Source organism: Ancylobacter radicis (assembly GCF_018449475.1).
Lineage (GTDB): Bacteria > Pseudomonadota > Alphaproteobacteria > Rhizobiales > Xanthobacteraceae > Ancylobacter > Ancylobacter radicis.
Map to the genome: position 1 here is coordinate 57,026 of NZ_JAHCQH010000025.1, position 24,558 is coordinate 81,583.

21 protein-coding genes are annotated in these 24,558 nt (G+C 66.6%); 15 read left to right on the forward strand and 6 right to left on the reverse strand.

The window, feature by feature from the left end; translation table 11 throughout:
- Positions 1–47 precede the first annotated feature (47 nt).
- The 11 genes from KIP89_RS19595 to KIP89_RS19645 all read left to right on the forward strand — a co-directional run bounded on the left by KIP89_RS19595 (position 48) and on the right by KIP89_RS19645 (position 12,440).
- Entirely contained in the window at positions 48–857 is an 810-nt protein-coding gene (locus KIP89_RS19595) for a MotE family protein (protein WP_213757289.1), read from the forward strand.
- Entirely contained in the window at positions 854–1,570 is a 717-nt protein-coding gene (locus tag KIP89_RS19600; protein ID WP_213757290.1) for a flagellar basal body L-ring protein FlgH, read from the forward strand. The genes KIP89_RS19595 and KIP89_RS19600 overlap by 4 nt, the downstream gene beginning before the upstream one ends.
- Positions 1,571–1,596: 26 nt before the next feature.
- Entirely contained in the window at positions 1,597–2,100 is a 504-nt protein-coding gene (locus tag KIP89_RS19605) for a flagellar basal body-associated FliL family protein (RefSeq protein ID WP_213757291.1), read from the forward strand.
- Entirely contained in the window at positions 2,097–2,855 is a 759-nt protein-coding gene (gene fliP / locus KIP89_RS19610) for a flagellar type III secretion system pore protein FliP (protein WP_213757292.1), read from the forward strand. The genes KIP89_RS19605 and fliP overlap by 4 nt, the downstream gene beginning before the upstream one ends.
- Before the next feature lie 287 nt (positions 2,856–3,142).
- A complete protein-coding gene (locus KIP89_RS19615) occupies positions 3,143–4,396 on the forward strand; it encodes a flagellin N-terminal helical domain-containing protein (protein WP_213757293.1) in 1,254 nt (417 codons plus the stop codon).
- A gap of 343 nt (positions 4,397–4,739) precedes the next feature.
- Positions 4,740–6,401 carry a flagellar basal-body MS-ring/collar protein FliF gene (gene fliF / locus KIP89_RS19620; RefSeq protein ID WP_213757294.1) on the forward strand — a complete coding sequence of 554 codons (1,662 nt, stop codon included), beginning with the start codon at positions 4,740–4,742 and terminating at the stop codon, positions 6,399–6,401.
- Positions 6,401–7,060: a hypothetical protein gene (locus KIP89_RS19625; protein ID WP_213757295.1), complete on the forward strand. Its 660-nt coding sequence runs from the start codon at positions 6,401–6,403 to the stop codon at positions 7,058–7,060. The genes fliF and KIP89_RS19625 overlap by 1 nt, the downstream gene beginning before the upstream one ends.
- Before the next feature lie 5 nt (positions 7,061–7,065).
- The gene (locus KIP89_RS19630) at positions 7,066–8,328 is read left to right on the forward strand and encodes a MotB family protein (protein WP_213757296.1); all 1,263 of its coding nucleotides are present in this window, start codon (positions 7,066–7,068) and stop codon (positions 8,326–8,328) included.
- Entirely contained in the window at positions 8,325–10,325 is a 2,001-nt protein-coding gene (locus KIP89_RS19635; RefSeq protein WP_213757297.1) for a MotC family chemotaxis protein, read from the forward strand. The genes KIP89_RS19630 and KIP89_RS19635 overlap by 4 nt, the downstream gene beginning before the upstream one ends.
- An 8-nt stretch (positions 10,326–10,333) precedes the next feature.
- Positions 10,334–11,923 (forward strand): flagellar hook-length control protein FliK, encoded by a 1,590-nt coding sequence (gene fliK / locus KIP89_RS19640; RefSeq protein ID WP_213757298.1) that lies wholly within the window; start codon positions 10,334–10,336, stop codon positions 11,921–11,923.
- A complete protein-coding gene (locus KIP89_RS19645; RefSeq protein ID WP_213757299.1) occupies positions 11,877–12,440 on the forward strand; it encodes a lytic transglycosylase domain-containing protein in 564 nt (187 codons plus the stop codon). The genes fliK and KIP89_RS19645 overlap by 47 nt, the downstream gene beginning before the upstream one ends.
- Positions 12,441–12,588: 148 nt before the next feature.
- On the opposite strand, the gene KIP89_RS19650 is transcribed toward KIP89_RS19645, so the two are convergent.
- Entirely contained in the window at positions 12,589–13,335 is a 747-nt protein-coding gene (locus tag KIP89_RS19650) for a protein phosphatase CheZ (protein WP_250152678.1), read from the reverse strand.
- Positions 13,336–13,514: 179 nt separating this feature from the next.
- Between KIP89_RS19650 and KIP89_RS19655 the strand changes: the two genes are divergently transcribed.
- Together KIP89_RS19655 and KIP89_RS19660 are read left to right on the forward strand one after the other, a co-directional pair.
- The gene (locus KIP89_RS19655) at positions 13,515–13,898 is read left to right on the forward strand and encodes a response regulator (protein WP_213757300.1); all 384 of its coding nucleotides are present in this window, start codon (positions 13,515–13,517) and stop codon (positions 13,896–13,898) included.
- A 248-nt stretch (positions 13,899–14,146) separates the two neighbouring features.
- Positions 14,147–14,821, forward strand: coding sequence for a response regulator transcription factor (locus KIP89_RS19660; RefSeq protein ID WP_213757301.1), 675 nt, complete (start codon positions 14,147–14,149; stop codon positions 14,819–14,821).
- Positions 14,822–14,859: 38 nt separating this feature from the next.
- On the opposite strand, the gene KIP89_RS19665 is transcribed toward KIP89_RS19660, so the two are convergent.
- From KIP89_RS19665 to KIP89_RS19685, 5 genes are read right to left on the reverse strand one after another with little or no spacing between them, the layout of a single operon-like run.
- Positions 14,860–15,666, reverse strand: a complete 807-nt coding sequence (locus KIP89_RS19665; protein WP_250152682.1) for a response regulator — start codon at positions 15,664–15,666, stop codon at positions 14,860–14,862.
- Positions 15,666–16,886, reverse strand: a complete 1,221-nt coding sequence (locus KIP89_RS19670) for an EAL domain-containing response regulator (protein ID WP_213757303.1) — start codon at positions 16,884–16,886, stop codon at positions 15,666–15,668. The genes KIP89_RS19665 and KIP89_RS19670 overlap by 1 nt, the downstream gene beginning before the upstream one ends.
- Before the next feature lies 1 nt (position 16,887).
- Positions 16,888–17,289, reverse strand: a complete 402-nt coding sequence (locus KIP89_RS19675) for a response regulator (RefSeq protein WP_213757304.1) — start codon at positions 17,287–17,289, stop codon at positions 16,888–16,890.
- A gap of 10 nt (positions 17,290–17,299) precedes the next feature.
- Entirely contained in the window at positions 17,300–18,970 is a 1,671-nt protein-coding gene (locus KIP89_RS19680) for a sensor histidine kinase (protein ID WP_369808530.1), read from the reverse strand.
- Positions 18,971–19,016: 46 nt separating this feature from the next.
- A complete protein-coding gene (locus tag KIP89_RS19685; RefSeq protein ID WP_213757306.1) occupies positions 19,017–19,514 on the reverse strand; it encodes a putative pterin-binding protein in 498 nt (165 codons plus the stop codon).
- 357 nt (positions 19,515–19,871) lie between these two features.
- On the opposite strand from KIP89_RS19685, the gene KIP89_RS19690 reads away from it, so the two are divergent.
- Complete coding sequence (locus tag KIP89_RS19690; RefSeq protein WP_213757307.1) at positions 19,872–22,016, forward strand: ATP-binding protein; 2,145 nt, start codon at positions 19,872–19,874, stop codon at positions 22,014–22,016.
- Positions 22,017–22,131: 115 nt separating this feature from the next.
- The gene (locus KIP89_RS19695) at positions 22,132–23,904 is read left to right on the forward strand and encodes a chloride channel protein (protein WP_369808531.1); all 1,773 of its coding nucleotides are present in this window, start codon (positions 22,132–22,134) and stop codon (positions 23,902–23,904) included.
- The last annotated feature ends 654 nt before the right edge of the window (positions 23,905–24,558 follow it).

The window sequence follows — 24,558 nt, forward strand, 5'->3', positions numbered from 1 at the left end:
CTTACCCCACCCGCCAACCGCCCAGCCCCCTTCGAGGAGCCACGCCCATGACGATCGTGACCGTGCTGTCTCACCTGCTGATCTTCCTCCTGGGCGGCGGCCTTGGCCTCATGGCGGCGGCGCTGTGTTTCGCCGCCCGTCATTCCGACGGGGAAGACGACGAGTGGAACGGGCAGCCGTGGAACGGTCCGCGGGCGGTCCCGGCGCGGACGCCGGGCCTGCCCGCGCCGGCCCGCTCCTTTGCCAAGCGCGGCATCAACCTGCTGATCCTCACTGGCCTGACCGTCCACCTCACTGCACTGACGCTCCACGGCGCCGACGCCGAATCCGCGCCCGCCAAACCGGCCGCGCCGGTGCAGGCGCTTCCCGCCGCCGCGCCGGTTCCCGCCGTGCCGATGCCGTCCGGCGCCAGCAATACCGAGCAGTATTGCCAGAGCATCATCGACACCGCCCGCGACGCCCGCTTCGCCCGCCAGAAGACGGCCATCGAGGTGATGGAAAAGAACATCGAGGAGCGCATCGCCCAGCTTGAGGCCAAGCGCGCCGAATATGAGAAGTGGTTGACGCGCCGAGAGGATTTCCTGCGCAAGGCGGATGAATCGGTCATCGCCGTGATCTCGCAGATGCGCCCCGACGCCGCTGCCGCCCAGCTCACCGTGATGGCCGACGACCCGGCCGCCGCGATCCTCGCCAAGCTCAATCCGCGCGTCGCCAGCGCCATCATGAACGAAATGGACGCCACCCGCGCGGCCCGGATCACCGGCGTGATGGTCGGCATCGCCAAGCGGGCGGCCGAGGCCAAGGCCCAGGCTCCCAAATCGCCGGACGCCAAGGGGACCGAAGGCAAGCCCTCATGAAACGCCTTCTCCTGCCCCTCGCCCTGCTCGGCCTAACTGCTTGTCAGAGCAACAAATATGACAGCCTCGCCAATGGTCCGTCGCTGACACCGGTCGGCTACGGCATCCAGGCGCAGGCCGATCCGATCCCCATGTCCTACCCGCCGCCGCCGACACGCAGCTTCGCCTCGACCTGGGACAAGGGCAGCGAAAGCCTCTACCGCAGCATCCGCGCCACCAAGGTCGGCGACACGCTGAAGGTGGATATCTCGCTCGACGACAAGGCCGAGTTCGATAACGAGACCGGCCGTTCGCGCAAGTCCGCGCAGGATGCCGGGCTGGATATCGCTGCCGGCGCAGAGGGTTACGGTTGGGCGGGCGGCTATGGCTCGGCCACCGGCTCGCTCACCATGAACTCGGACACCGAGGCGAAGGGCAAGGGCTCGATCGACCGCTCGGAAAAGCTGCGGCTCGCCGTCGCCGTGGTCGTCACCGAGGTCCTGCCGAACGGCAACCTGATGATCCGCGGCTCGCAGGAGATTCTGGTGAACTACGAGGTCCGCGTGCTGACGATCGCCGGCATGGTGAACCCGCTGGACATCACCGGCGGCAACCAGATCGCCTATGACCGGATCGCCGAAGCCCGCATTTCCTACGCCGGTCGCGGCCGGCTCAACGATGTCCAGCAGCCGGCCTGGGGCCAGCGCATTTACGACCTCGTTGTTCCCTTCTGATGAACCGATAACTGGCGGGGGCCACCATGGCGCAAGCAATCAAGACAGACGGCAAGGCCGCAGGCGGCAAGGGCGGCGTGGTCGTGGCGCTCTGCGTCCTCACACTCCTCGCGGCCGCCGGCGGCGGCGGGCTCGGCATCCAGCTCGCCTCCACCGTCGAGCAGGTCGTGACGGAAAAAGCCAAGGAAAAGGAAGAGGTTGAAGCGAACAAGCCGCCGCTGCGCTATACCGATCCCGAGATGGTGATGGAAAGCCTCAAGCCCATCGTCTCCAATCTCGGGGCGCCCAGCAGCACCTTCGTGCGCATCGAGGCCTCGATCATCTTCAAGAACGGCACCCTGGCCAATCCGCAGATCGCCGCCGCGCAGATCCGCGAGGATGTGATGGCCTATCTGCGCACCCTCTCGCTCAGCCAGCTGGAAGGGCCGAGCGGCCTCATCCATCTGCGCGAGGACCTCAACGAGCGCGCCCGCATGCGCTCGGAAGGCAACGTGCAGGAACTGGTGATCGAAACGCTGGTGGTGCAATGACCCGCCGGCTGCTTCCGGCCGGGCTCGCGCTCGGCGCCGGTCTCCTGTTCGCCGTGCCGGCCCTTGCCCAGCAGACGCCGAGCCTCTCGGAACTGTTGAACGAGGCGGGCGGCGGGGCAGCCTCGGGCCGCATCGTGCAGATGATCGCCCTGCTCACCGTGCTCTCGGTGGCGCCGGGTCTGCTCATCATGGTCACGAGCTTCACGCGCTTCGTCATCGCGCTGTCCTTCCTGCGCTCGGGCCTTGGCCTGCAGTCGACGCCGGCCAATCTGGTGCTGATCTCGCTGTCGCTGTTCATGACCTTCTATGTGATGGGCCCGACCTTCGACCGGGCCTGGACGCAAGGCATACAGCCGTTGACCGCCAACGAGATTTCCGAACAGGAGGCGATCAAGCGGGTGGCCGAGCCGTTCCGCGAATTCATGCTCACCCAGGTGCGCCCCAAGGATCTCCAGACCTTCGCCGACCTCGCTGCGGCCAATGGCCAGGTGGTGGCGGCGGCGCCGGAGGAGGTGGAGCTGCGCATCCTCATCCCCGCTTTCATGATTTCGGAATTGCGGCGCGGCTTCGAGATCGGCTTCCTGATCATGCTGCCGTTCCTGATCATCGACATGATCGTGGCCACCCTCGTCATGTCGATGGGCATGATGATGATGCCGCCGGCGGTCATCGCCCTGCCCTTCAAGATTCTGTTCTTCATCCTGATTGATGGTTGGAACCTGCTGGTCGGCGGACTGGTGCGCTCCTTCTATTGACGCGTAGTCGGAGACCGATTTGGGGGTCTTCGGGAGGGCGGTTCGCGCAAGCGGGCCGCCCTTTTTCTTGGTCCCTGCAGCGGTCAAGAGGGTGCAAGCCCCGGGCAAGTATGCCGTGCGACCGTCCGTGCATGGCAGATTGACTGCTGGTCCCTCGGGTCCGGCAGGAGAGGTACCGCCCAGGTGCGGCAGCTCTCGACAAAGGCATGAAGCCGTTTCTGCCATGCCGGTTTCAGTCCGGTATGTCCCCTTGAAACCAACCATCTCCAAACAAAGGGACATTCGTCATGACCAGCCTTATGACCAACACCTCCTCGATGGTCGCCCTGCAGACCCTGCGGTCGATCAATTCGAACCTCGACCAGACCAATAACCGCGTCTCCACCGGCCTCCGCGTCAATTCGGCGGCCGACAACGCGGCCTATTGGTCGATCGCCACGACGACCCGCTCCGACAACGGTGCGCTCGGCGCGGTGAAGGACTCCCTCGGCCTCGCCAAGTCTTCCGTCGACACCGTCAACACCGGTCTCGATACGGTTCGCACGGCGCTGCAGAAGGTGAAGGAAAAGCTCATCACGGCCGCGTCCCCGGACGCCGACCGTGCCAAGCTTCAGACGGAAATTGGCAGCCTCCTCGGCGCTCTCAAGAACAACGCTGAGAGCACGGTCATTTCCGGCAGCAACTGGCTGTCGGTGGACTCGAGCGGCACCAATTACAACGCCACCAAGGCGGTGGTCGCTTCGTTCTCCCGCACCGGCGATTCGGTGCAGGTCGACACGATCGACATCGACACCAGCAAGTTCAAGCTGCTGGATGCCAACGCGACGGTTCACACTGCGGTTGACGCGGCCGTGACCACCTCGTCGGCGACCTACACCACCGCCAAGAGCACGGCGACGACCGCCTACGACACCGCCAAGACCACGGCGGACACGACCTACAACACCGACATCGCGACGGCTGATACGACCTTCGCCGGCAGTGCCATGGACGCAGCGGCTGTTGCCGCCCGTGACGCTTCCTACGCGACGGCCACCAACACTCGCGATGCTTCCTACGCGACCGCTGAGACCACGAAGAAGACGGCTCTCGACGGCGCTGTTCTGGCGCTGACCAACTCGCTGTCCGCGTCCGGTACCGACAACCTCGGTATCCTGGACAAGTCCCGCGTGTCCGCCACCGCCAACGGCACGGCGACCATCAGCTCGATCATGGACATCGACATCTCGTCGCTGACCTCGAGCCAGGACGACCTCGACAAGATCGCGAACTACACCTCGATCGTCGACGCCGCCCTGAGCGACCTGACCGACGCGTCGACGAACCTCGGTTCGACGGCGAGCCGCATCGAGTCGCAGACCAACTTCGTGCAGGCCCTTCAGGACGCCAACAACCGCGCCATCGGCGCTCTTGTTGATGCGAACATGGAAGAGGAATCGACCCGTCTGAAGGCGCTGCAGACCCAGCAGCAGCTCGCCGTTCAGTCGCTTGGTATCGCCAACTCCAGCTCGCAGAGCGTGCTCAGCCTCTTCCGCGGCTGATCCAGGGGCTTCGGCCCTCCTAGGGTTGTCTCCCGCCGTTCACGGCGCACCTGGCCACGCTCCCCCCGGAGCGTGGCCTTTCTTTTTCCCGCCCCTCCGGCGCCACGCCGCCTCCACGCAATCTCCAGGCAAGCTCGTTGCCGCAAGGTGTTTGCGGGCAGAGCGGTTTCCCCCAGCCCGGCACTGCCCTCGCGCGGTTACCCGCGCCGACCCGCGTCGGACCCACGCCCCCCGGGAATGACGCGTTTGTCGAAGCTGACGCCCCGGGCCCCCGCCCCGGGGCGTCATGCCTTCCCGTCCTGGCGACGGTCCTCGGGGGATTGGTGATGGAGCAACAAACCAGATGATCGGTCGCGAGCAGCTCGAAATGCTTTTGAGCAACCTGCGCCAGCTCGGCGCACGGCGCCTGATCGCGCTCGGTCTCATCGGCCTGACCGTCCTCGGCGCCATCGGCCTCGGCGCCTATTTTCTCAGCCGGCCGACCACCGAGACGCTCTATGCCAACCTCAACCGCGAGGACGTGACGCGGATCGGCGGCGCGCTCAAGGATTCCGGCATCGCCTTCGACGTCAATTCGGACGGCACCTCCGTGCTGGTGGCACCGGCCGACACGGCCCGCGCCCGCATGCTGCTGGCCGAGAAGGGCCTGCCGCAAAGCTCCAGCTCCGGCTACGAACTGTTCAACGACGTCAATTCGCTCGGCCTCACTTCCTTCATGCAGGAAGTCACCAAGGTCCGCGCGCTGGAAGGCGAACTCGCCCGCACCATCCAGACCATGAAGGGCGTGAAGGCCGCGCGCGTGCACATCGTGCTGCCGGACCGCGCCTCCTTCCGCCGCGAGCAGCAGCAGGCGTCCGCCTCCGTCGTCATCCGCACCGAGGATGCGGCGGACGATTCCGCCGCCGACGCCATCCGCCATCTCGTCGCCGCGGCCCTGCCCGGCATGAAGATGGATTCCGTCACGGTGCTGAACACCGAGGGCGCGGTGCTGGCCGCCGGCGACGACCCGGCCAATGCCGCCGCGGGCAAGAAGTCGGTGCTGCAGGATCAGGTCAATCGCGACACCGAGGCCAAGATCCGCCGCGCGCTCACGCCCTATCTCGGCATCGACAATTTCCAGATCAGCGTCTCCACCCGGCTCGACACCGACCGCGTGACGATGAACGAGACGACCTTCGATCCGGCCTCCAAGACCGAACGCTCCGTGCGCGTCATCAAGGAGACCGGCACCTCGCAGAACCGCTCCCAGCAGCAGCCGGCCGGCGTGCAGCAGAACATCCCCCAGCAGCAGGCGGACGGCGCTGGCGGCAACAACTCCAATGAAGAGAACAACCGGCGCGAGGAGCTGACCAATTTCGAGATTTCCTCGCGCCGCACCGAGACGGTGCGCGAGGGCTTCACGGTCGAAAACCTGTCCATCGCCATTCTGGTGAATCGGGCCCGGCTCAGCGCCACCGGCGAGGGGCAGGACGCCGTGCCGCTCGAGACGCAGATCTATGAGATCGAGCAGCTCGCTGGCGCCGCCGCCGGTTTCGACAAGGCGCGCGGCGACAAGCTGAAGGTCTCCGCCGTCGCCTTCGCCGCCGGCAATGGCGAGCTGGAGCCCGTGCCGCCGCTGAGCTGGACCGATGTGCTGATGCGCCAGGCCGGGACGCTGGTCAACGCCGCGACGATCCTCATCGTCGCCGCCCTGCTGATCTGGTTCGGCCTCCGGCCCGCCGTGCGCGCCATTGTCACGCGGCCCGAGGAGGCCGAGGCGATCGAGGCCGCCATGCTGGCCGGCCCGGCCGGCGCCATGGGTGAACTGCCCGCTCCCGAAAGCGCCGAGCGCCCGCCCGGCGTGCCCGGCATCCCCGGCGTGAGCGACCCGGTGAACCTGATCGAGGACCTCACCAGCAAGATGAACCGATCGCCGCAGAAGCGGCTGGAGCAGATCGTCGACTTCGATGAGGAGCAGGCCGCCGCCATCCTGCGGCAGTGGCTGCAGAAAGAGGCTCGCGCCTGATGCACATGCTGATCGGTCACCTCCACGATTTCACCCACAGGCTGCCGCGCCGCCCCGGCGGCGAGGCGTCGAATCCGGCCCTCGCCCTCATGGCTCCGGCCGCGCCGGTGGCGCCCTCCGCCGCGGCCGCGCGCCCGGCCGCCAATCCCGGACCGGACCTCACGGCCATCGCCGCCCAGGCCACCGCTGAAGGGCGGCTGGCGGGCGAAGCCGAGGCGCGCATCGCCTATGAGCGCCAGCGCAGCGAGGACATGGCGCGCACCGAGGAGCGTATCGCGCAGGAGCGGCTCGGCTGGGTGGAACAGGAGAGCGAGCGCCTCGCCGCCGCCATCGACTCCGGCCTCGTCTCGCTGCGGGAGGAACTCGCCGACAGCCTTGCCCGCGTCATCGGCCCGTTCCTGCTCGGCGCCGTGCGCGAGCAGGCGCTCGCCGAGATGGCCACGCTCATCAATGACACGCTGTCCGGCGGCGACGCCCCGGTCATGCGCGTCACCGGCGCGCCCGATCTGATCGAGCAGTTGCGCGGCCGGATCGACCCGCGCGCACCCGTGACCTTCGAGCCCGGCCCGGAGAGCGAAGTGGTGGTGGTCGCCGGCGCGACGACATTGGAAACCCAGATTCAAGCCTGGGCGGCGCGGCTCGGCGCCGTCGGAGAATAAGCGCAATGGCCGAGGGTGGGCACGAACTCATCATCATCAAGCGGTACGAGGAAGAGGAGCACGAGCATCATTCGAGCGCCTGGAAGGTCGCTCATGCCGACTTCATGACCGCGATGATGGCGTTCTTCCTGATCATGTGGCTGATCAACGTCACCGACAAGGATGTGCGCAAGGCGATCGCCAACTACTTCAACCCGGTCAATCTCTCGGACAGCGTCAGCGAGCGGAAGGGTCTCAACGACCCCGAGGACATCAAGGACAACGGCACCTCCGCCGATGGCGAGTCCATGTCGACGCTGAAGAACACCGTCGGCGAGGGCACCGGCGCCGGCGACGACGTGCAGCAGGGCAAGGCCGAGCGCACCCTGTTCCAGGATCCCTATGCCGTGCTGGCGCAGATCGCCTCCGAGGCTCCGCCGAACACCCCGACCTCGCCCGACGCAGCGATCGGCGACATCGCCCCCACCGGCGCGGGAAGCGGCGAGCAGCATCGCGACCCGTTTGATCCGGTCTACTGGCAGATGAATTCCGCGCCGAAGGCGCGAAAGATCGCCAACGCCAACGGCATGTCCGAGCAGCAGGGCACGAAGCCCGATGCCAGCGGGCCGCCCAGCGGCGAAGCGGCCGATCCGGCCGAGGCGATCGCCGATCCGCAGGTCGGACCGGACGAGGCCGCGACGATGGGCGGCGCCACCGCTCTCACCTCCCCTGCGCAGGAGACCTCCACCCCCGGCCTCGCGCCCAAGGCTTCCGGTCCCAAGCCCGACGCCACCGGCGCCCAGCCGGCCGGCGCGAGCAAGGTCGATACGCTTGGCACGCTGGAGCAGCAGGTCCGGGCCGACATCACCGAGGCCATGGGACAGGCGGTTGGCCCTCAAGTGGAGGTTCGCCGCACCAGGGACGGCGTGGTCATCAGCCTCACCGACGACATCGACTTCAGCATGTTCCCCGTCGGCTCGGCCGTGCCCGACGCCAAGCTGGTCAATGCCATGGCGAAGATCGCCAAGACGATTTCCGCCCGGTCCGGCGAGGTCGTCATTCGCGGGCATACCGACGGGCGCCCCTTCCGCTCGTCCAATTACGACAACTGGCAGCTCTCCAGCGCCCGCGCCAACATCGCCCACTACATGCTGGTGCGCGGCGGGCTCGACGAGAAGCGCATCGGCAAGATCGAGGGTTTTGCCGACCGCAGCCTGAAGAACAAGGCGGACCCGAACGCACCGGAAAACCGCCGCATCGAAATCGTTCTGCGGGAGCCCACGCCATGAATCTCGCCATCAGCCATGTCGTCAGCCACGTCATGCGCGCCGTCACCCGCCATGTCATTCGCCATGTCATCCGACCGGCCGCCCTGCTGACCCTTGCCCTGCTGTCACCCGCCGCCTTTGCCGAAGACGACCCCTGGGCGGATATGCGGGCACTCGAATCCTCCGCCTCGCCTTCGCCGGTGGTGTCGACGCAGCCGCGCCGGCCCCGCCCGCTGCCGGCCACGGCGCCGCTGCCGCCGGTCCGCCCCCTGCCCTATGACGACGCCGGACAGCCGGCGACCCTGGTCCCGACCGTCGCCGAGACCGCCCCGGAGGCGGAAGCGGAGACCGATCGCGAAGCCGCGACCGATCCTGACGCGCCGCAGCCGGCCGCCCTGGTGCCACCCCCTGTCGACCTGGTTCCGCCCGCAGATCCGGCGCCGCCGGCAGAGCTGATCACCGCCATGCGCCCCGCCGCCGCCTCGTCCCTCTCATGGGAGATGATCAGCGCGCCCCTGGCGTCGCTCTTTCCCCCGGCTTTCGCCGCCGAGCTGGAGCCGAACGGTGCCGCGCTGGTCCCGGCCGATTTTCCTGCCGTGACGAACGCGCCGGCGGCGCCGCAAACCGCCCCGCAAGCCGAAGCGCAGCCCGAGGCCCAAGCGGTCTCGCCGGCAGCCAATGCCCCGCGGGAAATCACGCTCGCCATGGGAGAGGTTCCCTCCGAAGCGGCGCAGGCGGAGGCCAAAGCGACAGAAGCCGAGCCGGACAAGGTGAGCGCCGCCGCGTCCCGCGAAGCCAAATCCGACGAGGCCGAAACCGGTGACGGCAAGGCTGACGGCGACAAGGCTGACGACGGCAAGGCCGAGCCCGAGGCGGCGCCCGCCCCGCCGCTTTATCGCGAGCTACGCGAATTGCAGCGCCTTCAGGACCGGATGGCGCGGGGCGATGCCAGTGCGCTTCCCGAGCAGAACGCGCTGCTTGAAGCCATTGACGAGCAGTTCCGCAGCGCCGACCCCAGCGTCTGGAAAGACCCGAACAATGCGCGGGCGCTGGTGGTCTATGTGCTCAGCGGCGGCAATCCCAAGACGCTGCGCGCCATCCTCGCCAATGGCGCGGACCCGGCTATCGACCCGCGCCTGGTGCGCGGCGCCGTGGCCTATGTCGAAGGACGGGAATCAGACGCGATCAAGGATCTCGGCGAGATCGACGCCCGCACTCTGCCGGCAAGCCTCGCCGGACAGGTGGCGCTGGCGCAGGCGGCTCTATGGGTGCGCAGGGATCAGGCCCGCGCCGCCATTCTGCTGGATCAGGCCCGCATCCTCGCGCCCGGCACGCTGGTGGAGGAGGGCGCGCTGCGCCGGGCCATTCTGGTCGCCGCGCAGGGCAATGATCTCGTCGCCTTTGAGCGCCTGACGGCGACCTATCTCGGCCGCTTCCGCCATTCGGTCTATGCCGGCAATTTCCGCCAGCGTTTTGCCGCCGCGCTGACCCGCATGAGCTTCATCGACAATGCGGAGGAGTTTCACCGCATCGACGACGTGCTGCGCCAGATCGAGCCGGAAGGGCGCCGCGACATCCTCCTGACCGTGGCGCAGGGCGCGGTCGTTCAGGGCAAGACCGGCGCCGCGATCATGGCCGCCGACCGCGTGCTCAAGGCCGCGCCGGTCGCCAGCCTCGACGCGCAGCGCGCCACGCTTTATCGCGGCGCCGCCATGGCCGCCTCCGCCACTGACTATGAAACCGCCGCGCTCCAGCTGCGCGGCGTGAGCCACGACCGGCTCTCGCCCCCGGACGCGCAATTGCTCGACGCCGCCCTCACGGTCGTCGGCTCGATCGAGCAGGCGGCGAATGTGCCGGCGCCGGCTCCGCTCGCACAGGCCCCCTCCACTGCGGCCGCCGACGCGGCGTCGGATACCCCCGCGGCCAACCCGTCGGGCGAGGACGACAGCACAGCCATGGTCAAGGCCCGCGACCTGCTGGGCAGCACCGATCAGCTTCTCACGGAGGCGCCGCTATGATCCCTCTCATGCTCCGGCCCACCGCCAGCGGCGCGGCGCCGGACGAGCCACGCGCCCGCGGCGACAAACCGGCCGATGCCGGCGATTTCGGCGATCTGCTCAGTGCCATAGCCGAGGAAACCGGGCAGCGGCCCGGTAGCGCCCGGAACAAGGGCGATGGTTCCGCCCTGCCCGAAAGGGCGGCGGGCGAGCAGACCTCCGACTCGGCGCATGAGACCGAAGGACTGCGTCGCACGGTGGCCGCGAATGGCGAACACCGCACCTGGCAGGATCGGCTTGCCGCACTGCTTCACCCGGCGTCAGGCGAGACGCAGGAGACGGCACCGGGCTCGCTCGCGCCCGACAGCGATGTGGCGGCGGGAGCGGACGGGAACGCGGCGAAAGAGGCCGCAGACGGACCGGCAACCGAGATTCTCCCCCACCGGAACATTCGGCCGGCCGGGCGCGAGCATCCGACCGCGCCCGTTCCGCTGGATACGGCGCTGCCGCCCGAGCCGGTCGAGAGAGTGGCCGACGACACCCTTCTGACAGCCGATGAAACATATCCCGAACCGGAAGAGACCCCGGCGCCGGCCGATCCCCATTCCACCACCGGCGCCGAGATGCTGGCGGCGACCTCGCGCGCCCTACCCTCCGCCGCACCCCCCGCCCAGACACAGACCGCCGGCACGCTCGACGAGCGGGCGAGCATGGCTGGCGAAACGCCGGCGGCCCCCGACAACGCACCCGAGGCGCCGATCGCGACGCTGCCGCTGCGTATCCTGCTGCGCGAGACCCATTTCGCGCCGGTGACGCCGTTCGACGTCAGCCAGCCCTCGACCGGCCTCACCGGCCTCCCCCCCGCGCCCGCGAGCGCGGCGGCCGGGAAGGATACGGGGAGCTTCCGCCTGCCCGATCCGGCAGCTCATCCGGCATCCGAGGATAACGCCCTTCCCGCCGATCCATCGGCCGGGCGGGAGACGCGGCTGAATGATGTGGTGGTCCCGATGGCGCGCCGTGACGAGGCGCGGGCCGCAGGCCGGGATTCCAGCCTGCCCGCCTCGGGCCCACAGTTGGACACCACCCCCGCCGCCATGGCCGGCCAGGTGGCGGCGTCCGTGCCGTCGGCCCCGCTCGCCCCGACAGGCACGCCGGCCGATCAGGTCGGCGCTGCGATCCAGCGAGCCGGTGCTTTGCCGCTCGGCGGCGCGCCCGCCTTCGAGGCCTCGGCACGCGGACCCGTGCGCATTCTGGAAATCCAGCTTCATCCGGTCGAGCTTGGCGTCGTCACGGTGCGCCTGCGCAATGGGCGCAACGGGCTGGAAGTCCGGGTTCAGGCCGCCCGCGCGGAGACCGCCCAGCTTCTCGCACAGGACCGCACGGCGCTGCTCGCCAGCCTCACCGAGCAGGGCCATGTGGCCGCCGATCTCACCATTACCTCCCTCACCGCCTCGGCCGGACTCACCGGACACGATGCACGGGGCCTGCCCTCGTCCACCTGGCCCGCGCCGGATGAGGGCGATTCCGACGGCCGCCAGCAGCATTCCGGCGCGCGACGCGATGGACGACAGAATGACACCCCGGCTCAACGCGATACTGACGACGGCGCTTCTGAGTAGCCTCGCCCTGGTGACACCAGCGGCGGCTCTCGGCCCGTGCGAAGCGGCGATGCAGCGCGCCTCGGCACGCCATAACGTGCCGCTGGCGATCCTCTATGCGGTGGGGCTGACGGAAACCGGCGGCGCCGGCCATCTCAAGCCCTATGCCATGAATGCCGGCGGCAAGAGCTATATCGCCTCGAGCGCCGCCGAAGGCGTGCGCAAGCTTGAGGAATTCCGCGCCGGCGGCGTGAAGCTGGTCGATCTCGGCTGCATGCAGATCAATCATCACTGGCACGGCGAGAAATTCGCCTCGCCTTTGCAGATGTTCGATCCCGAGCGGAATGTCGACTATGCCGCCCGCTTTCTCGCGGAGCTGAAGCAGCGCCATGGCAACTGGACCATGGCGGCGGCGCGCTACAATGCCGGCCCGAACAATGACCCGGCGCAGAAGCGTTATGTCTGCGCGGTGATCCGCAACCTGGTGCGCTCGGGCTTCGGCAGCTGGACCGCCCAGTCGCAGGCCTTCTGCGGCTAATTTCACCCCCTCCCGTCATCGCACACGCCCCGCGAAGTCGCCGGCGCCGCTTGCCGCCATTGCCGTGTCGTGCCGTCTCATCATTCCGCACAAACGACAAAACCCGGCCGCGGGCGGCGCGGCCGGGTTGGTGATGTGCCGTGCCGGATCAGGCGAACAGCGAGTCGATGTCGTTCTGCGAGACGACGTTGGCCTCATCGGCCAGCGCCGGGCCGTTGAGCAGCGCCGCGTCGCCTTCGCGGCTGTCGCCGATCTCCTCGGCGATGCGGGCGATTTCCTGCTCCGCGCCCCAGATCTCGGCCATCCGCGCCATCTTCTCCTCGATGAAGATCATCAGTTGCACGACCTTGCGGATCCGCTGACCGCTAATGTCCTGGAAGTTGCACGCCTCGAAGATGCGGGTGGAATAGGCCTGGATCGCCCGGGCGGTGGCCTTCTGGGAACCTTCGAGTTCCTCGATCAGGCTCGCCGCCGCGCCGTCGATGTTCTCGGCCATCTGCAGGATGTCCTCGGTCGCGGCCTCGGTATCGGCCACCACCGCATCCAGCTCGTCCGTGGCGCGGTTGAACTGCGCGCCCTTCACATTGGTGGTCTGGATCGAGGCGAGCTCGTGCTTGGTGCTGTCGATCGCCTCGCGGATCGCCTCGATGTCGAGCCACATCGACTTGGCGGGGCCACCTTGGCTGATTTCCGAACTGCGGTTGCGGTTGAAGCGCGCAAGCGTGTCCCGAAGCGCCTGAAGCTCCTCGAAGATGCGCTCCACCTGGGTCGCGATCGGGCCCGGGGGCGCGGGGGCGGCCGGGGGCGCCGGCGCGGGGGCGGCCGCGGCCGGTTCCGGCACGCCGGAGGGACCGGCATTCATCTCGATGCGGAAGGGTCGCCGAGTGGAAGACATACTATTCTCCAAGGATGCAGTATTCATGTGAGATAATCTATAAGTCTAACGCGGCTTATCGGGAAGCACCCCCGCTTTAACCTTGCAAGCTCCGCGCAAGCATCCGGTTTCAAAAAGAAAAGCAACGGCGGGGGCAGTCCCCGCGCTTGCAACGCAGCAGCTTAAGAACGGAGCGCAGAATGGCCGTGGATTTGTCGATGCCGGTTCTTGTGGTCGACGATTACAAGACCATGGTCCGGATCATCCGAAATCTGCTGAAGCAGATCGGGTTCGAGGACGTGGACGAGGCCGCCGATGGCACGGAGGCCCTGAGCAAGCTCAAGGAGCGCCAGTACGGGCTCGTGATATCGGATTGGAACATGGAGCCGATGACCGGCTACGAGCTGCTGAAGCAGGTTCGAGACGATTCCGCGCTCAATGCCCTCCCCTTCATCATGGTGACGGCGGAAGCCAAGTCGGAAAACGTCATTGCCGCGAAGAAGGCTGGCGTTAATAACTATATCGTCAAGCCCTTCAACGCCCAGACGCTGAAAAGCAAGATCGAGACTGTTTTCGAGGGGTGATTTCAGCCCCTTAATTACTTCTGAACGACACAAAATAAAACGCCCTTCCGCCTGCGCGGGAGGGCGTTTTATTTTGCCCGGATCACTCCATTTTAGCTGTCATTCTGGTTGGGAACCAATTCCAAATTCGAAGTAACTTCGATTGAGTGGATGTATTTATCGAAATAATCATCTCTCCAACGGCGGGGCGAAAGAGATCCTTCAGATGATCTCCAACACCAGCAAATCATTCGATGGGGAGTGCCTACATGTACGTTATCGTTGATGATCGTTCGACGGTCACCGAAAGCTACGTTTCCAGCTTTTCTCGTGAAGGTTTCTCCAGCTTCGGTCTGGGCGAAGATGAGTTCAAGGGGTGGATCGAAAGCGCCTCGGACCAGGATCTGGCCGCGGTGCAGGGTTTTCTACTCGGCGATTTCGATCGCCGCCCCACCTATACGGATGTCATCCGCACCCACAGCCGGGCGCCCATTCTCGCCCTGAGCGACCAGAAGTGCCTGTCGCAGACGCTGGAGCTGTTCACCGCCGGCATTGACGACGTGGTGCGCAAGCCCGTCCATGTCCGCGAGATCGTCGCCCGCACCGACGCCATCTGGCGCCGCGCCAATGCGGTGACGGAAGCCACCACGCCGAGCACGGGCCGGCTGAAGGTGTTCTTCGACGGTCGCGATGCCGAGATCGACGGCGAGCCGCTGCCGCTGCCGCGCCGCGAACGTCACATCCTGGAATATCTGGTCAAGAACTCGCGCCGCCGGGTGACCAAGACCCAGATCTTCAACACCATCTACGGCATCTTCAACGACGACGTCGATGAGAGCGTGGTCGAGGGTCACATGAGCAAGCTGCGCAAGAAGCTGCGCCTGAAGCTCGGCTACGATGTCATCGATGCCAAGCGTTATCTCGGCTACCAGTATGTGGGCTGACACCGAAGCCGCGAGCAGCGCCCGCGGCTTCGCACCGATCAGTCCAGGGGCAGACCGAGACGATCGGCCTGTTTCTTGACGAAGGCCTCCATGCGGGAGCGGCCGAGATCCGTCAGCTCCACGATGATCCGCCGGCGATCCACGGGATCGGGCCGGCGATCCAGCAGACCGGCTTCCTTCAATTCATCGATACGCCGCAGCGCCGTCGTGGTCGGCGCGCCCGAGGCGATGCACAGGCTGGTCACCGAGATCGGCCGCCCGCCCGCCTCCGCCATGGCGAGGTCGAGAAGCATGTCCCAGGCGGGATCCGAGAACAGCCCGGATTGAAAGATCGCGTCGCGATCCGCCCGCGCGGCGACCAGCGCCTTCAGGTAATTGGGCCGGTTGACCGTCTTTGCCGGAGTCTCGCCATTTCCATTGGCGAGGGCGGCCGCAACCGCCCGCTGACTGTCCTCCACCAGCGCAAAAGCGCGGCGCACGGCATGGGCGACCTCTTCCGCCAGCACCGGCTTCTGCAGGAAATCGACGGCATTGAGCCGCAGGGCGCCCACAGCGCGGTCCAGCGAGGCGTGGCCGGTGATGATGATGGTGGCCAGGGGGCGCTTGCGCCGGAGCATGGTGAGCTTCTGCAAAAGCTCGATGCCATCAATGCGCGGCATCTGCAGATCCGTCACCACGACTTGGAGCTGCTCATTGCGCTGCACGAGGTCGATCGCCTCAACCGGAGTGTCGGCGGTCAGCGCCGGTAGTCCCAGTGCCGCCAACCCTTCGCTCAATTCGATGAGGACATCAGGGTCGTCGTCCACCAGAAGAACCCGGGGCTTCTCCTTCTGATCGTCATCCATCACGCGGCCGTCATCCCCCCGGTTTTGATGGGCAAGCGCCCATCCCCCGACTTTGCGAGTATTTCCATGATACCGCTAGCCGGCTCTTTATGGGAAATGAGAAATCCTTGGACATAATCGACGCCCAGCTTGCGCACGCGCTCAAGGTCTTCCCATGTCTCCACGCCTTCGGCGACCACCTTCAGCCCGAGCTGATGGCCCAGCCCGGAGAGCGAGGCGATGATGCGTCGCGGCTTGGCCCAGTCCCGCGCCTGGCGCAGCAGTTCCAGGTCGATCTTGATCGCGGTGACCGGCAGGCGGGCAAGCTGCATCAAGCCGCTCTGGCGCTGCCCCACATCGTCAAGCGCGAGGCCGAAGCCGGCGAGGCGTAGCCGGGCGAGCGCGGTGAGCGCGCTGGCATAATTGTGATAGATGGCGTCCTCGGTCAGCTCCAGCACCACCATGTGCGGCGGCACGCCATATTTGGCGACGATGGTGCTGATCCGCGACACCGCGTCCGTCGTGACCAGCACCTGAAGCGGCATGTTCACGCTGACCGAGCCCTCCCACCCGGCGGCGCACCAGCGGGCGCACAGGGCGGCGGCGGAATCCAGCACCTGATAGCTGAGCTCGATGATCATCTGCGGCACCTCCTCCAGCGCCGCGATGATCTGGAGAGGCGAGACCGGCCCGAAGCCATCGAGCTGATTGCCCAGCAATGCCTCGGCGCCAACGAAACTGAGATCGCCGGCGCGCGCGAGCGGCTGGAACATGACCGGCAGGGCGCGCTGCGCCAGTGCCCCGGTCACGGCCGTGCGGATGCGTGCGCGATCCGCCGCCCGCTGGCGCGGGCTTGCCGCCGGCACCGGTGGCGGCTGGCGCGCAAGGCGCAGCAGCTCACCGATCTCGATCGGCTTTTCCAGCGTACCGAGGACGGCCAGCCCGGTGAGGCGGCCGAGATCGCCCGCGGCGCGCAGCAATTCCTCGCCATTGCCGCTGATGAAGATGACGCTTGGCGGATTGGGCAGGCATGCCAGCGGCGCGAGCATGCCGAAGCCGTCGGTCGCCGGCAGAGCGAGGTCGAGCAGAAGAATGTCGGCATTGGCGAAGCTGGCGAGCGGCACCGCGCTCGGATCGCCCGCCCCTTCGACGGAGCAGCCGGCGGCCGTCAGGGCTTCGATGAGGCCCTCGCGGAAGTCGGCATCGTCATCGAGAACGAAAAATGAGGAGCTCGTCCTCAAATCAGCTCCTCCCGGCGGCCGGGAAAGTTCGGTGAGCGAGAAACTCTCCGATGTTCGCCAGCAGCACGTCGGGATCGATAGGCTTGACGTAGAGATAATCGCACATGAAATCGACGGCTCTCGCTGTATCCATGACGTGACCGGTGATGATGATCGTCATGAGCGGGCGCATCTCGGGGGGCAATTCGCGCGCGACGGAAACAACTTGCGCGCCGTCGAAATCGGATATCCGCAGATCGGTGATGAGCACGTGCGGAGCAAGACCCTTCCGCAATTTTTCAATCGCGGCCATGCCCGTGACGCACACATCGACCTTCCAACCATTGCCCTCGAAGAATTCGCCCAGCTCATGCGCGAGTTCTTCCTCGTCGTCGCAAATGAGAATGGTCCGAAGCTGACTCATCCGAGCGTTCTCATGCCGCGTCGCGGGAGACGAAGGCGATGGAAGTGGGGAGGCTGATGACGAACCGGGCGCCGTTCTCGATGTTCTCTCCGACGATGCTGCCGCCCATGTCGCGAACGACGCTGCGCGCGAGCGACAGGCCAAGACCCGTGCCTTTTTCCGTCGGTTTGGTGGTGGCGAAAGGTTCGAAAAGACGGGCGAGGATTTCGGGGGCGATGCCGCCGGCATTGTCCTGCACCTCGACACGGGCCCGATCGTCCTCGCTGCGCACCGTCACCCGCACCGCGCGGGCACGGTTGGCGGGCCCGCTCTCGAAGGCGTCATGCGCATTCACCAGGAGATTCACGATCACCTGCTCGAACATGGTCTGCTCGCCAAAGACGGCGAGTTCCGGCGGCACTTCGGCCTGAATCGACAGGCGGATATCGGCCGAGCGGAATTGTTCGGTGACGAAGCCCATCGCCATCTCGACCGCGTTGCGCAACGAGAAAAGCTGCTGCTGCTCCGTCGGCATGCGGCCATAGCGCCGTACCTGATCGGTGATGCGCTTGGCGCGATCGACCTGCGCCGATATGCGGTCGAGCTTGACCGCAACCGGCTCCCCGCCGGTCAGCGGCTCCAGCAGCCGCTTGGCATTCGCCACGGCCATCTTGATGACGGCGAGCGGCTGGTTGAGTTCATGGGCGATCGCCGTCGCCATCTCGCCGAGGGTTGCGAGCTTTGCCGCCTGCATCACCTGTAGTTCGGCATTACGCACGCGCGTGGTATCGACCAGCACCAGCAGGAGCTGCGGGCGCTGCTGCCAGAGCACCTCGCAGAACGAGCCGCGCAGGGAAACCACCTCACCATCCGGCCGCGTATAGGCCATCGACAGATAGCCCCACTGATTCCCGTTCACGGCTCTGGCGGCATCGCGCGCCCCGCGCACCAGGCGCTGCCAGCCGGGATCGTCCGCCGACGTCGAGATGAACGCCGCGGCGCTGGAATTGAAGAACGTCACGGTATCGTCGGCGGGATCGATCACCAGCATGCAGGCCGGTACCGACTGGATCACGGCCCGCAGGTTCTCTTCCATCGCCCCGAGCGCCGACTGCGCTTCCATCAACTGGTCGAGCCGGAGACGGTCGCCGCGCGCCTGCAGGAACAGCAGCAAAGCCAGCGCGGCACCGGAAATGAACAGCAGCACCAGCGGCACCACGCCGGGCGTCTGCGCCAGTTCCTTCTCGCGGCGGAACAGTTCCTGATTGTAGGCGACCGACTGCATGAGCGTGCTGTGCAGCAACTGGCCGAGCGGCTCGAGCGTCGTCTGGAGTTCCTGCAGGCGGCGGACCGTATTGCCATCCTCGGGATCGAGCGTCTCGACCTCGTCGAGCACGCGATCGACCTTGATCTCGTAATCCTGAACCTGCGGCTGGATGTCGAGCACGCCGCGCAGCAACCGGCCCTCATCGGAATTGTAGAGCAGCGGCAGCCGCGAGCGGAGGATCTCAAGGCGCATGCTCAGCGTGCGCAGCCCGTCTTCGGTCGGGATGACGGAGGTCCGGGCGAAGGCCGCTTCGGTCTTCAGCAGCTCAAGACGCGCCTGATAGGCCACCCAGCCGGAACTGCGCACGGTCGCCGTCAGGAGCGCGCCCTGCTGCGCCTGTGATACATACAATAATACCGTCGTAATAAAGAGCACGAAGGACGCAACGATGAGGCCGCCCTTCAGCAGCCATATGGTTCGCCTATTGCGTGACGAAATCAATGGACTTTACCTGCCAGACCATCCGCGCCTGGTATAATTGGTGGGCGAGGTCGGGGTCGCTGTCGATTGGATACATGACCCAGAAAGGCCCCTTCTCGCGTATACGCATCTGCCGGCCGTTGTGACGGGTCGACAGGATCGCTCCCGCCTCGGTCCAGTCGCTGGCGGGCACCGTTGCGGAATAATCGTTGAGCGCCACCACCTTGGCTTCGGACACGCGGCGGCCGGCCAGTCCCGCCAGCTCCCCGAGCGAAGGGCCCGAGAAATCCTGCAACCCCTGGGTCCATGGCGTGTGGGTATGGATCGCCGACTGCTTCAGCTTGTCGATCTGTTCCAGCGTGAGGGTCTTCTGCTCAAGAGGCGTGCCCGAGGGAGTGACCCAGCGCAACACAAGCTCATGCGCATCGGCCGGGCCGTACGCGCCCGCGCCAATCAGGAAGCCAAGCAGAAGGAACGCGGCTCGCATCCTTCCCGACATCAAACACCGACTCCGGTTGCGCCCGCATCCCAATTCCCAACTGCGGGATTTTCGCATGGCCGGCGGGCCCACAGCGTCCTGATCGCCACCAAAACGGCAGTAATCCGCAACTGACTGCTCCATTTTGGAACGAATTTTCTGCCACCTCCCTATCACCCGTCAAAGTTGTTGGATTAAACTTTGGTAGATCGCCGCTAGGGAAGGTGGCACGCGACCGCGCTGGGTGGTCATCTGCGTGCACGTCGTATCGAGGTCAGAGGGGGCTTCCCGAACACGGATTGCGATATTCGCGCCGGCCAACCCCCGGAGCGCCGAGTTTATCCCGCACAGTGCGGGATGCCGTTTTGTTCAGGTGACATGGGTATTTCGGAACCAAGCGTGGAGGAGCTGGCCTTCGAGCCGGTAGCGAGCAGCAGACGCAATGACCGTCGGCAGGCGCGTCGGCGGTTGCTTGTCGCCATACTCTTCCTGCTCGCCATTTTCGTTCCCGCCGCGGTCGCCTATGTCACGATCACACTGCACCAGCGGCACGAGCTCAACCTGTCAATGGCGGCCTCGCGCAAACTGGCGCTTGTCCTGCTGTCGAACTTCGAGCGCACCGCTGAATCGGTCGAATCCTTCCTCGATGGTTTCTACGATCTGGCCCAGCCGCAGAGCCCGGACGATGTCTATACCCGGCTCAGGGAAGCCAAGCTGCCGGCCTCGATCATCCAGGTGTCCTTCCTCGACGCCGAGGGGCACATGGTCGCCAGCAACCTCTCCCCGCCCGGCAACCGGGTCGACCTGTCCGACCGCGAACATGTGCGCGTGCACATGGATGCGGATGAGGAAACGGATAAAGGCCTTTTCCTGAGCAAACCGGTAAAAGGCCGCGTCTCCGGCACCTGGTCGATGCAGTTCACCAAGGCCATGCGCCAGGATTCGGGAGAACTGGCCGGCATCATCGCCGCCTCGTTCCAGATTTCGAACTTCATCGACTTCTATAATGAGTTGCGGCCCGATGGGCGCGGGCTTGTCGCCCTGATCGGTTTCGACGGCATCGTCCGCGCCAGCGTCTCCGACACCGGGATCGACGAAGCCCGGGCGCTCGATGTGTTCGCCGATTTCGAAGCCTTGAGCGGCAAGGAAATGGGTCCCTATGTCGGCCGGGGCGCGGATGGGGTGGAGCGCATCGGCTATTTCGTCCGCTCAAGCCGCATTCCCATCCTCGTCCTGGTCGCCGCCGACTATTGGGGCATCCTCGCCCAGTCCGCCGACTTCCAGCTCGCCGTCGCCTTCACCGCGGTGGCGCTCAGCCTCACCCTGATGGCCGTTGCCTCGCTCGCGGTTCGGCATTTCCGGCTGGAACGCGCCTATCGCGAGAAAACCATGCAGGCGACCGCGCGGCAGCGGGAGGCTCAGGTGCTCCACGCCATCAGCCAGGTGGAGGGGGTAAGCGTGCTGCTTATGGAGTCCGGGCACGTCACACCCGTGGGCAGCCCGCCGGAGGGCCCGCTTGCCCGGCTGATCGAGGAGCGCGCCTCCAGCGCGGATTTCATGAGACGCCTGCACGCCGCCGGCACCCCCTTCGCGTCGGTGGAGCACTTCTCGCGCGATGGCGAGGAATATGAGGTGCAGTTCGTCGTCACCGAACTCGATGATCCGATGACCAGCGGCAAGGGACGGAACGGCATTGGCCGCGACAGGGCGGCCGTGGTCTTCGCCGTGGACGAAACCGCCAAACGCACGGAAGAGAACAAGCTCTACCAGATGTCGAAGATGGCGGCCCTGGGCGAACTGGTGACCGGCCTCGCCCATGAGATCAACCAGCCGCTCGGTGTTATCCGCCTCGCCGCCAAGAATGCCCTGACCGGCCTGCACAACGGGCAGCCCGCGAACCACATGGAGGAAAAGCTCGACCGCATCGTCCGTCAGGTGGAGCGGATGAAGGTCATCATCGACCATATGCGCATCTTCGGCCGCAAGAGTTCGCTGGTCCCCGAGCCCTCCTCGGTGAACGCCGCCATCGAGGGGATCGTGCAGATTCTCGGCGCCGAGTTGCGGGTGGACGCCATTGACCTGTCCACGTGCGGCATCGAGCGGGACATGCAGGTGCTCTGCCGGCAGGAGCAGCTTGAGCAGGTGCTGATCAATCTCGTGCTGAACGCCCGCGACGCCATTCGCAGCCGGCGCGAGCGCGAGCCCTATTTCCAGGGCGCCATCACGATCACCGCCGGCACGCGCCCGCAATGCGGCTGCACCTGCATCACCGTCAAGGACAATGGCGGCGGCATTCCCGAAGCGGCGATCGGCAAGATCTTCCAGCCCTTCTTCACCACCAAGCCCTCCGGCAAGGGCACCGGCCTCGGCCTCTCCGTCAGTTTTGGCATCATCCGCGATCATGGCGGCGTGCTGGCGGTCGAGAACGAGGACGATGGCGCGCTCTTCACCATCCTGCTGCCGCAGACCGGCCAGAAGAACGTTGGCGCGTGCAACCATCTGGAAGCGGTGGCGGCCGGCTAGGCCCCGCTACCCGCCCCCCCCGACGCCGATACCACCACCAAAGCATGGCAATACGGGTTGCGCTGACGCTCCGCCTTACCTACTCAGGAGGGAGCAAGCCGCTCGCGAGCCCGCCGTGACCCTGGACCCCGCCGCTGGAACCGACATCACGCTCGCCCAGCGGCTGAGGCGGATGGTGCGCGTCAGCGAACTCGGTCTGGTCGCACTCGCTGCACTGATTGGCGCCCTCGCCGGACTCGTCGTCTTCGCCATGAACTGGGCGACGCAGGCCCTGCACGAGTTGATTTTCCTCATCCCGCACGACACCAACCTCTCCATCTCGCAGCTCATCCCCGCCCCGCTCGCCCTTCTCGGCCCGGCGCTCGGCGGCCTCGCCTTCGGGCTCGCCTCCTGGCTGCTGCTGCGCCGTGCCACCATCCAGCCGGTTGACCCCATCGAGGCCAATGCCGTCCATGGCGGGCGCATGTCACTGAGCGACAGCCTGGTCGTGGCGCTGCAGACCCTTGTGTCGAGCGGCGTCGGCGCCTCGGTCGGGCTGGAGGCCGGCTACACCCAGGCGGCGAGCGGCATGGCCTCGCGGATCGGGCAGATCCTGCATCTACGACGTGCCGATCTGCGGCTCCTTGTGGCCTGCGCCGCCGGCGCGGCGATCGGCGCCGCCTTTGACGCGCCGCTGATGGGTGCCTTCTACGGCTTCGAGCTGATCCTCGGCACCTATGCCATTCCCGCCTTCGTCCCAATGATGACGGCGACCTTCACGGCAAGCCTGACCCGGCACCTGCTGCAACCGCTCAGCCACCCGGCCCTGCCGCCGCTCGACATACCGGCGCTCGAACAGCTCCCGGCCGTCATCCTGCTCGGCCTGCTGGCGGCGCTGCTCGGCATCGCGGTGATGCGCGGCGTCACGCTGGTGGAGGCCGGCTTTCGCCGCTCGGGCATTCCGCTCTGGCTGCGGCCGGCCATGGCGGGCCTTGTCATCGGCGCTCTGGCGCTCTGGAATCCTGCTGTGCTCTCCGCCGGCCATGGCGCCGTCTATCATTACATCGCGGTGGACGGCACCTTGCCGATGCTCGCTTTGCTGCTGGCCGCCAAGCTCACCGCCTCCGCGGTGTCGATCGGCTCCGGCTTTCGCGGTGGCTTGTTCTTCGCCTCGCTGCTGATGGGCGTGTTTGCCGGGCGCGTCTATGCCTCCGGGCTTGATGTGCTCCTGCCCCAGCTTGGCGGCTCGCACGCCTTTTACGCGCTGATCGGCATGAGCTCGCTCGCCGTCGCCGTGGTTGGCGGGCCGATGACCATGACCTTGCTGGCGCTGGAGATGACCGGCGACCTCCAGCTCACCTTGGCCGTGCTCGCCGCCTCCGGCACCGCCTCTCTGGTGACGCGGCGCCTGTTCGGGTTTTCCTTCGCCACTTGGCGCTTCCATCTGCGCGGCGAGAACATTCGCGGCGCGCATGATGTCGGCTGGCTGCGCGAGATCACGGTGGAGAGCCTCATGCGCCGCGAGGTGCCGGAACTCGATATCGGCACGCCGATCGATGAGGCCCGCCGGCGCTACCCGCCGGGAGCCGCCAGCGATCTGGTCGTCACATCCGGGGGCCTCTATGCCGGCATGGTCCCCCCCGCCGGGCTCTACCAGGGCGAGACCGACCCGTCTCTCGGGGACCTGACCCTCGCCGCACGGCTCCGCCATCCCAACGAGAAGCTCTCGCCGCAGACAACCATCCGCGAGGCGTTGAACCTGTTCGAGAGCACCGAGGCCGAAGCCCTCGCCGTGGTCGGACCGGACGGGCGGGTGGTTGGCATTCTCAGTGAGAGCCATGCCATCAAACGCTACAGCGACGAGATGCGCGGGCGCCTCAGCGAACTTACCGGCGAGCGCATCGACTGACTCCCGCCGCGCGGGCGACAGAGGCCCAAGCACAGGGAAAGCTGACGACATCTTGATAGCCGGCACTTTTAACTTCAGCCGCGCGATGGGAACTTTGGCATTGCAGCAACAAAGCCTCGGCATCGGCGGATCGAGAGGCTGCCTGGGCTGAGCAGCCGACAGGGCCAACGCTGCCAAGGCGCGCGGCGATCAACAGCGCAACCGATCATGATCGGGCACGGCGGACTGCATCGGCAACCCGACGCATCGGTGGGAGCGATCGCCGGCGGCTACCCGTTCAGAGAGCATCTGGCACTCGTCCCGGCGCCTTTGGCGGCTCGATTTTTCGTATGAAACGCCCCGGCTTGTGTGTGCTGGTCGGGATTGTTGGGGCGTGTTGGTGGCTCGGCGGCGTGTTGGCGGCTCGGTGGGGCGGGCCTTCTGTGCGCGGGCGGTTCGGCTCGGCTGCGGGCGTCCCCGCGCGCGCCTTCTGCCCGCGCGCTGTGGGCGTCCGCGCGCTGTTCCGCCGCGCCCGCGCGCTGTCGTTCAGCAACGCAGAACGCCGCCCGGCATTTCTGCGCGGGCGGCGTTCTGTTTGTTTTGCGAAGAAGCTTTTGCTGTGTTTTGCAGGCCTGGCAGCGACCTACTCTCCCAGGTCTTAAGACATAGTACCAT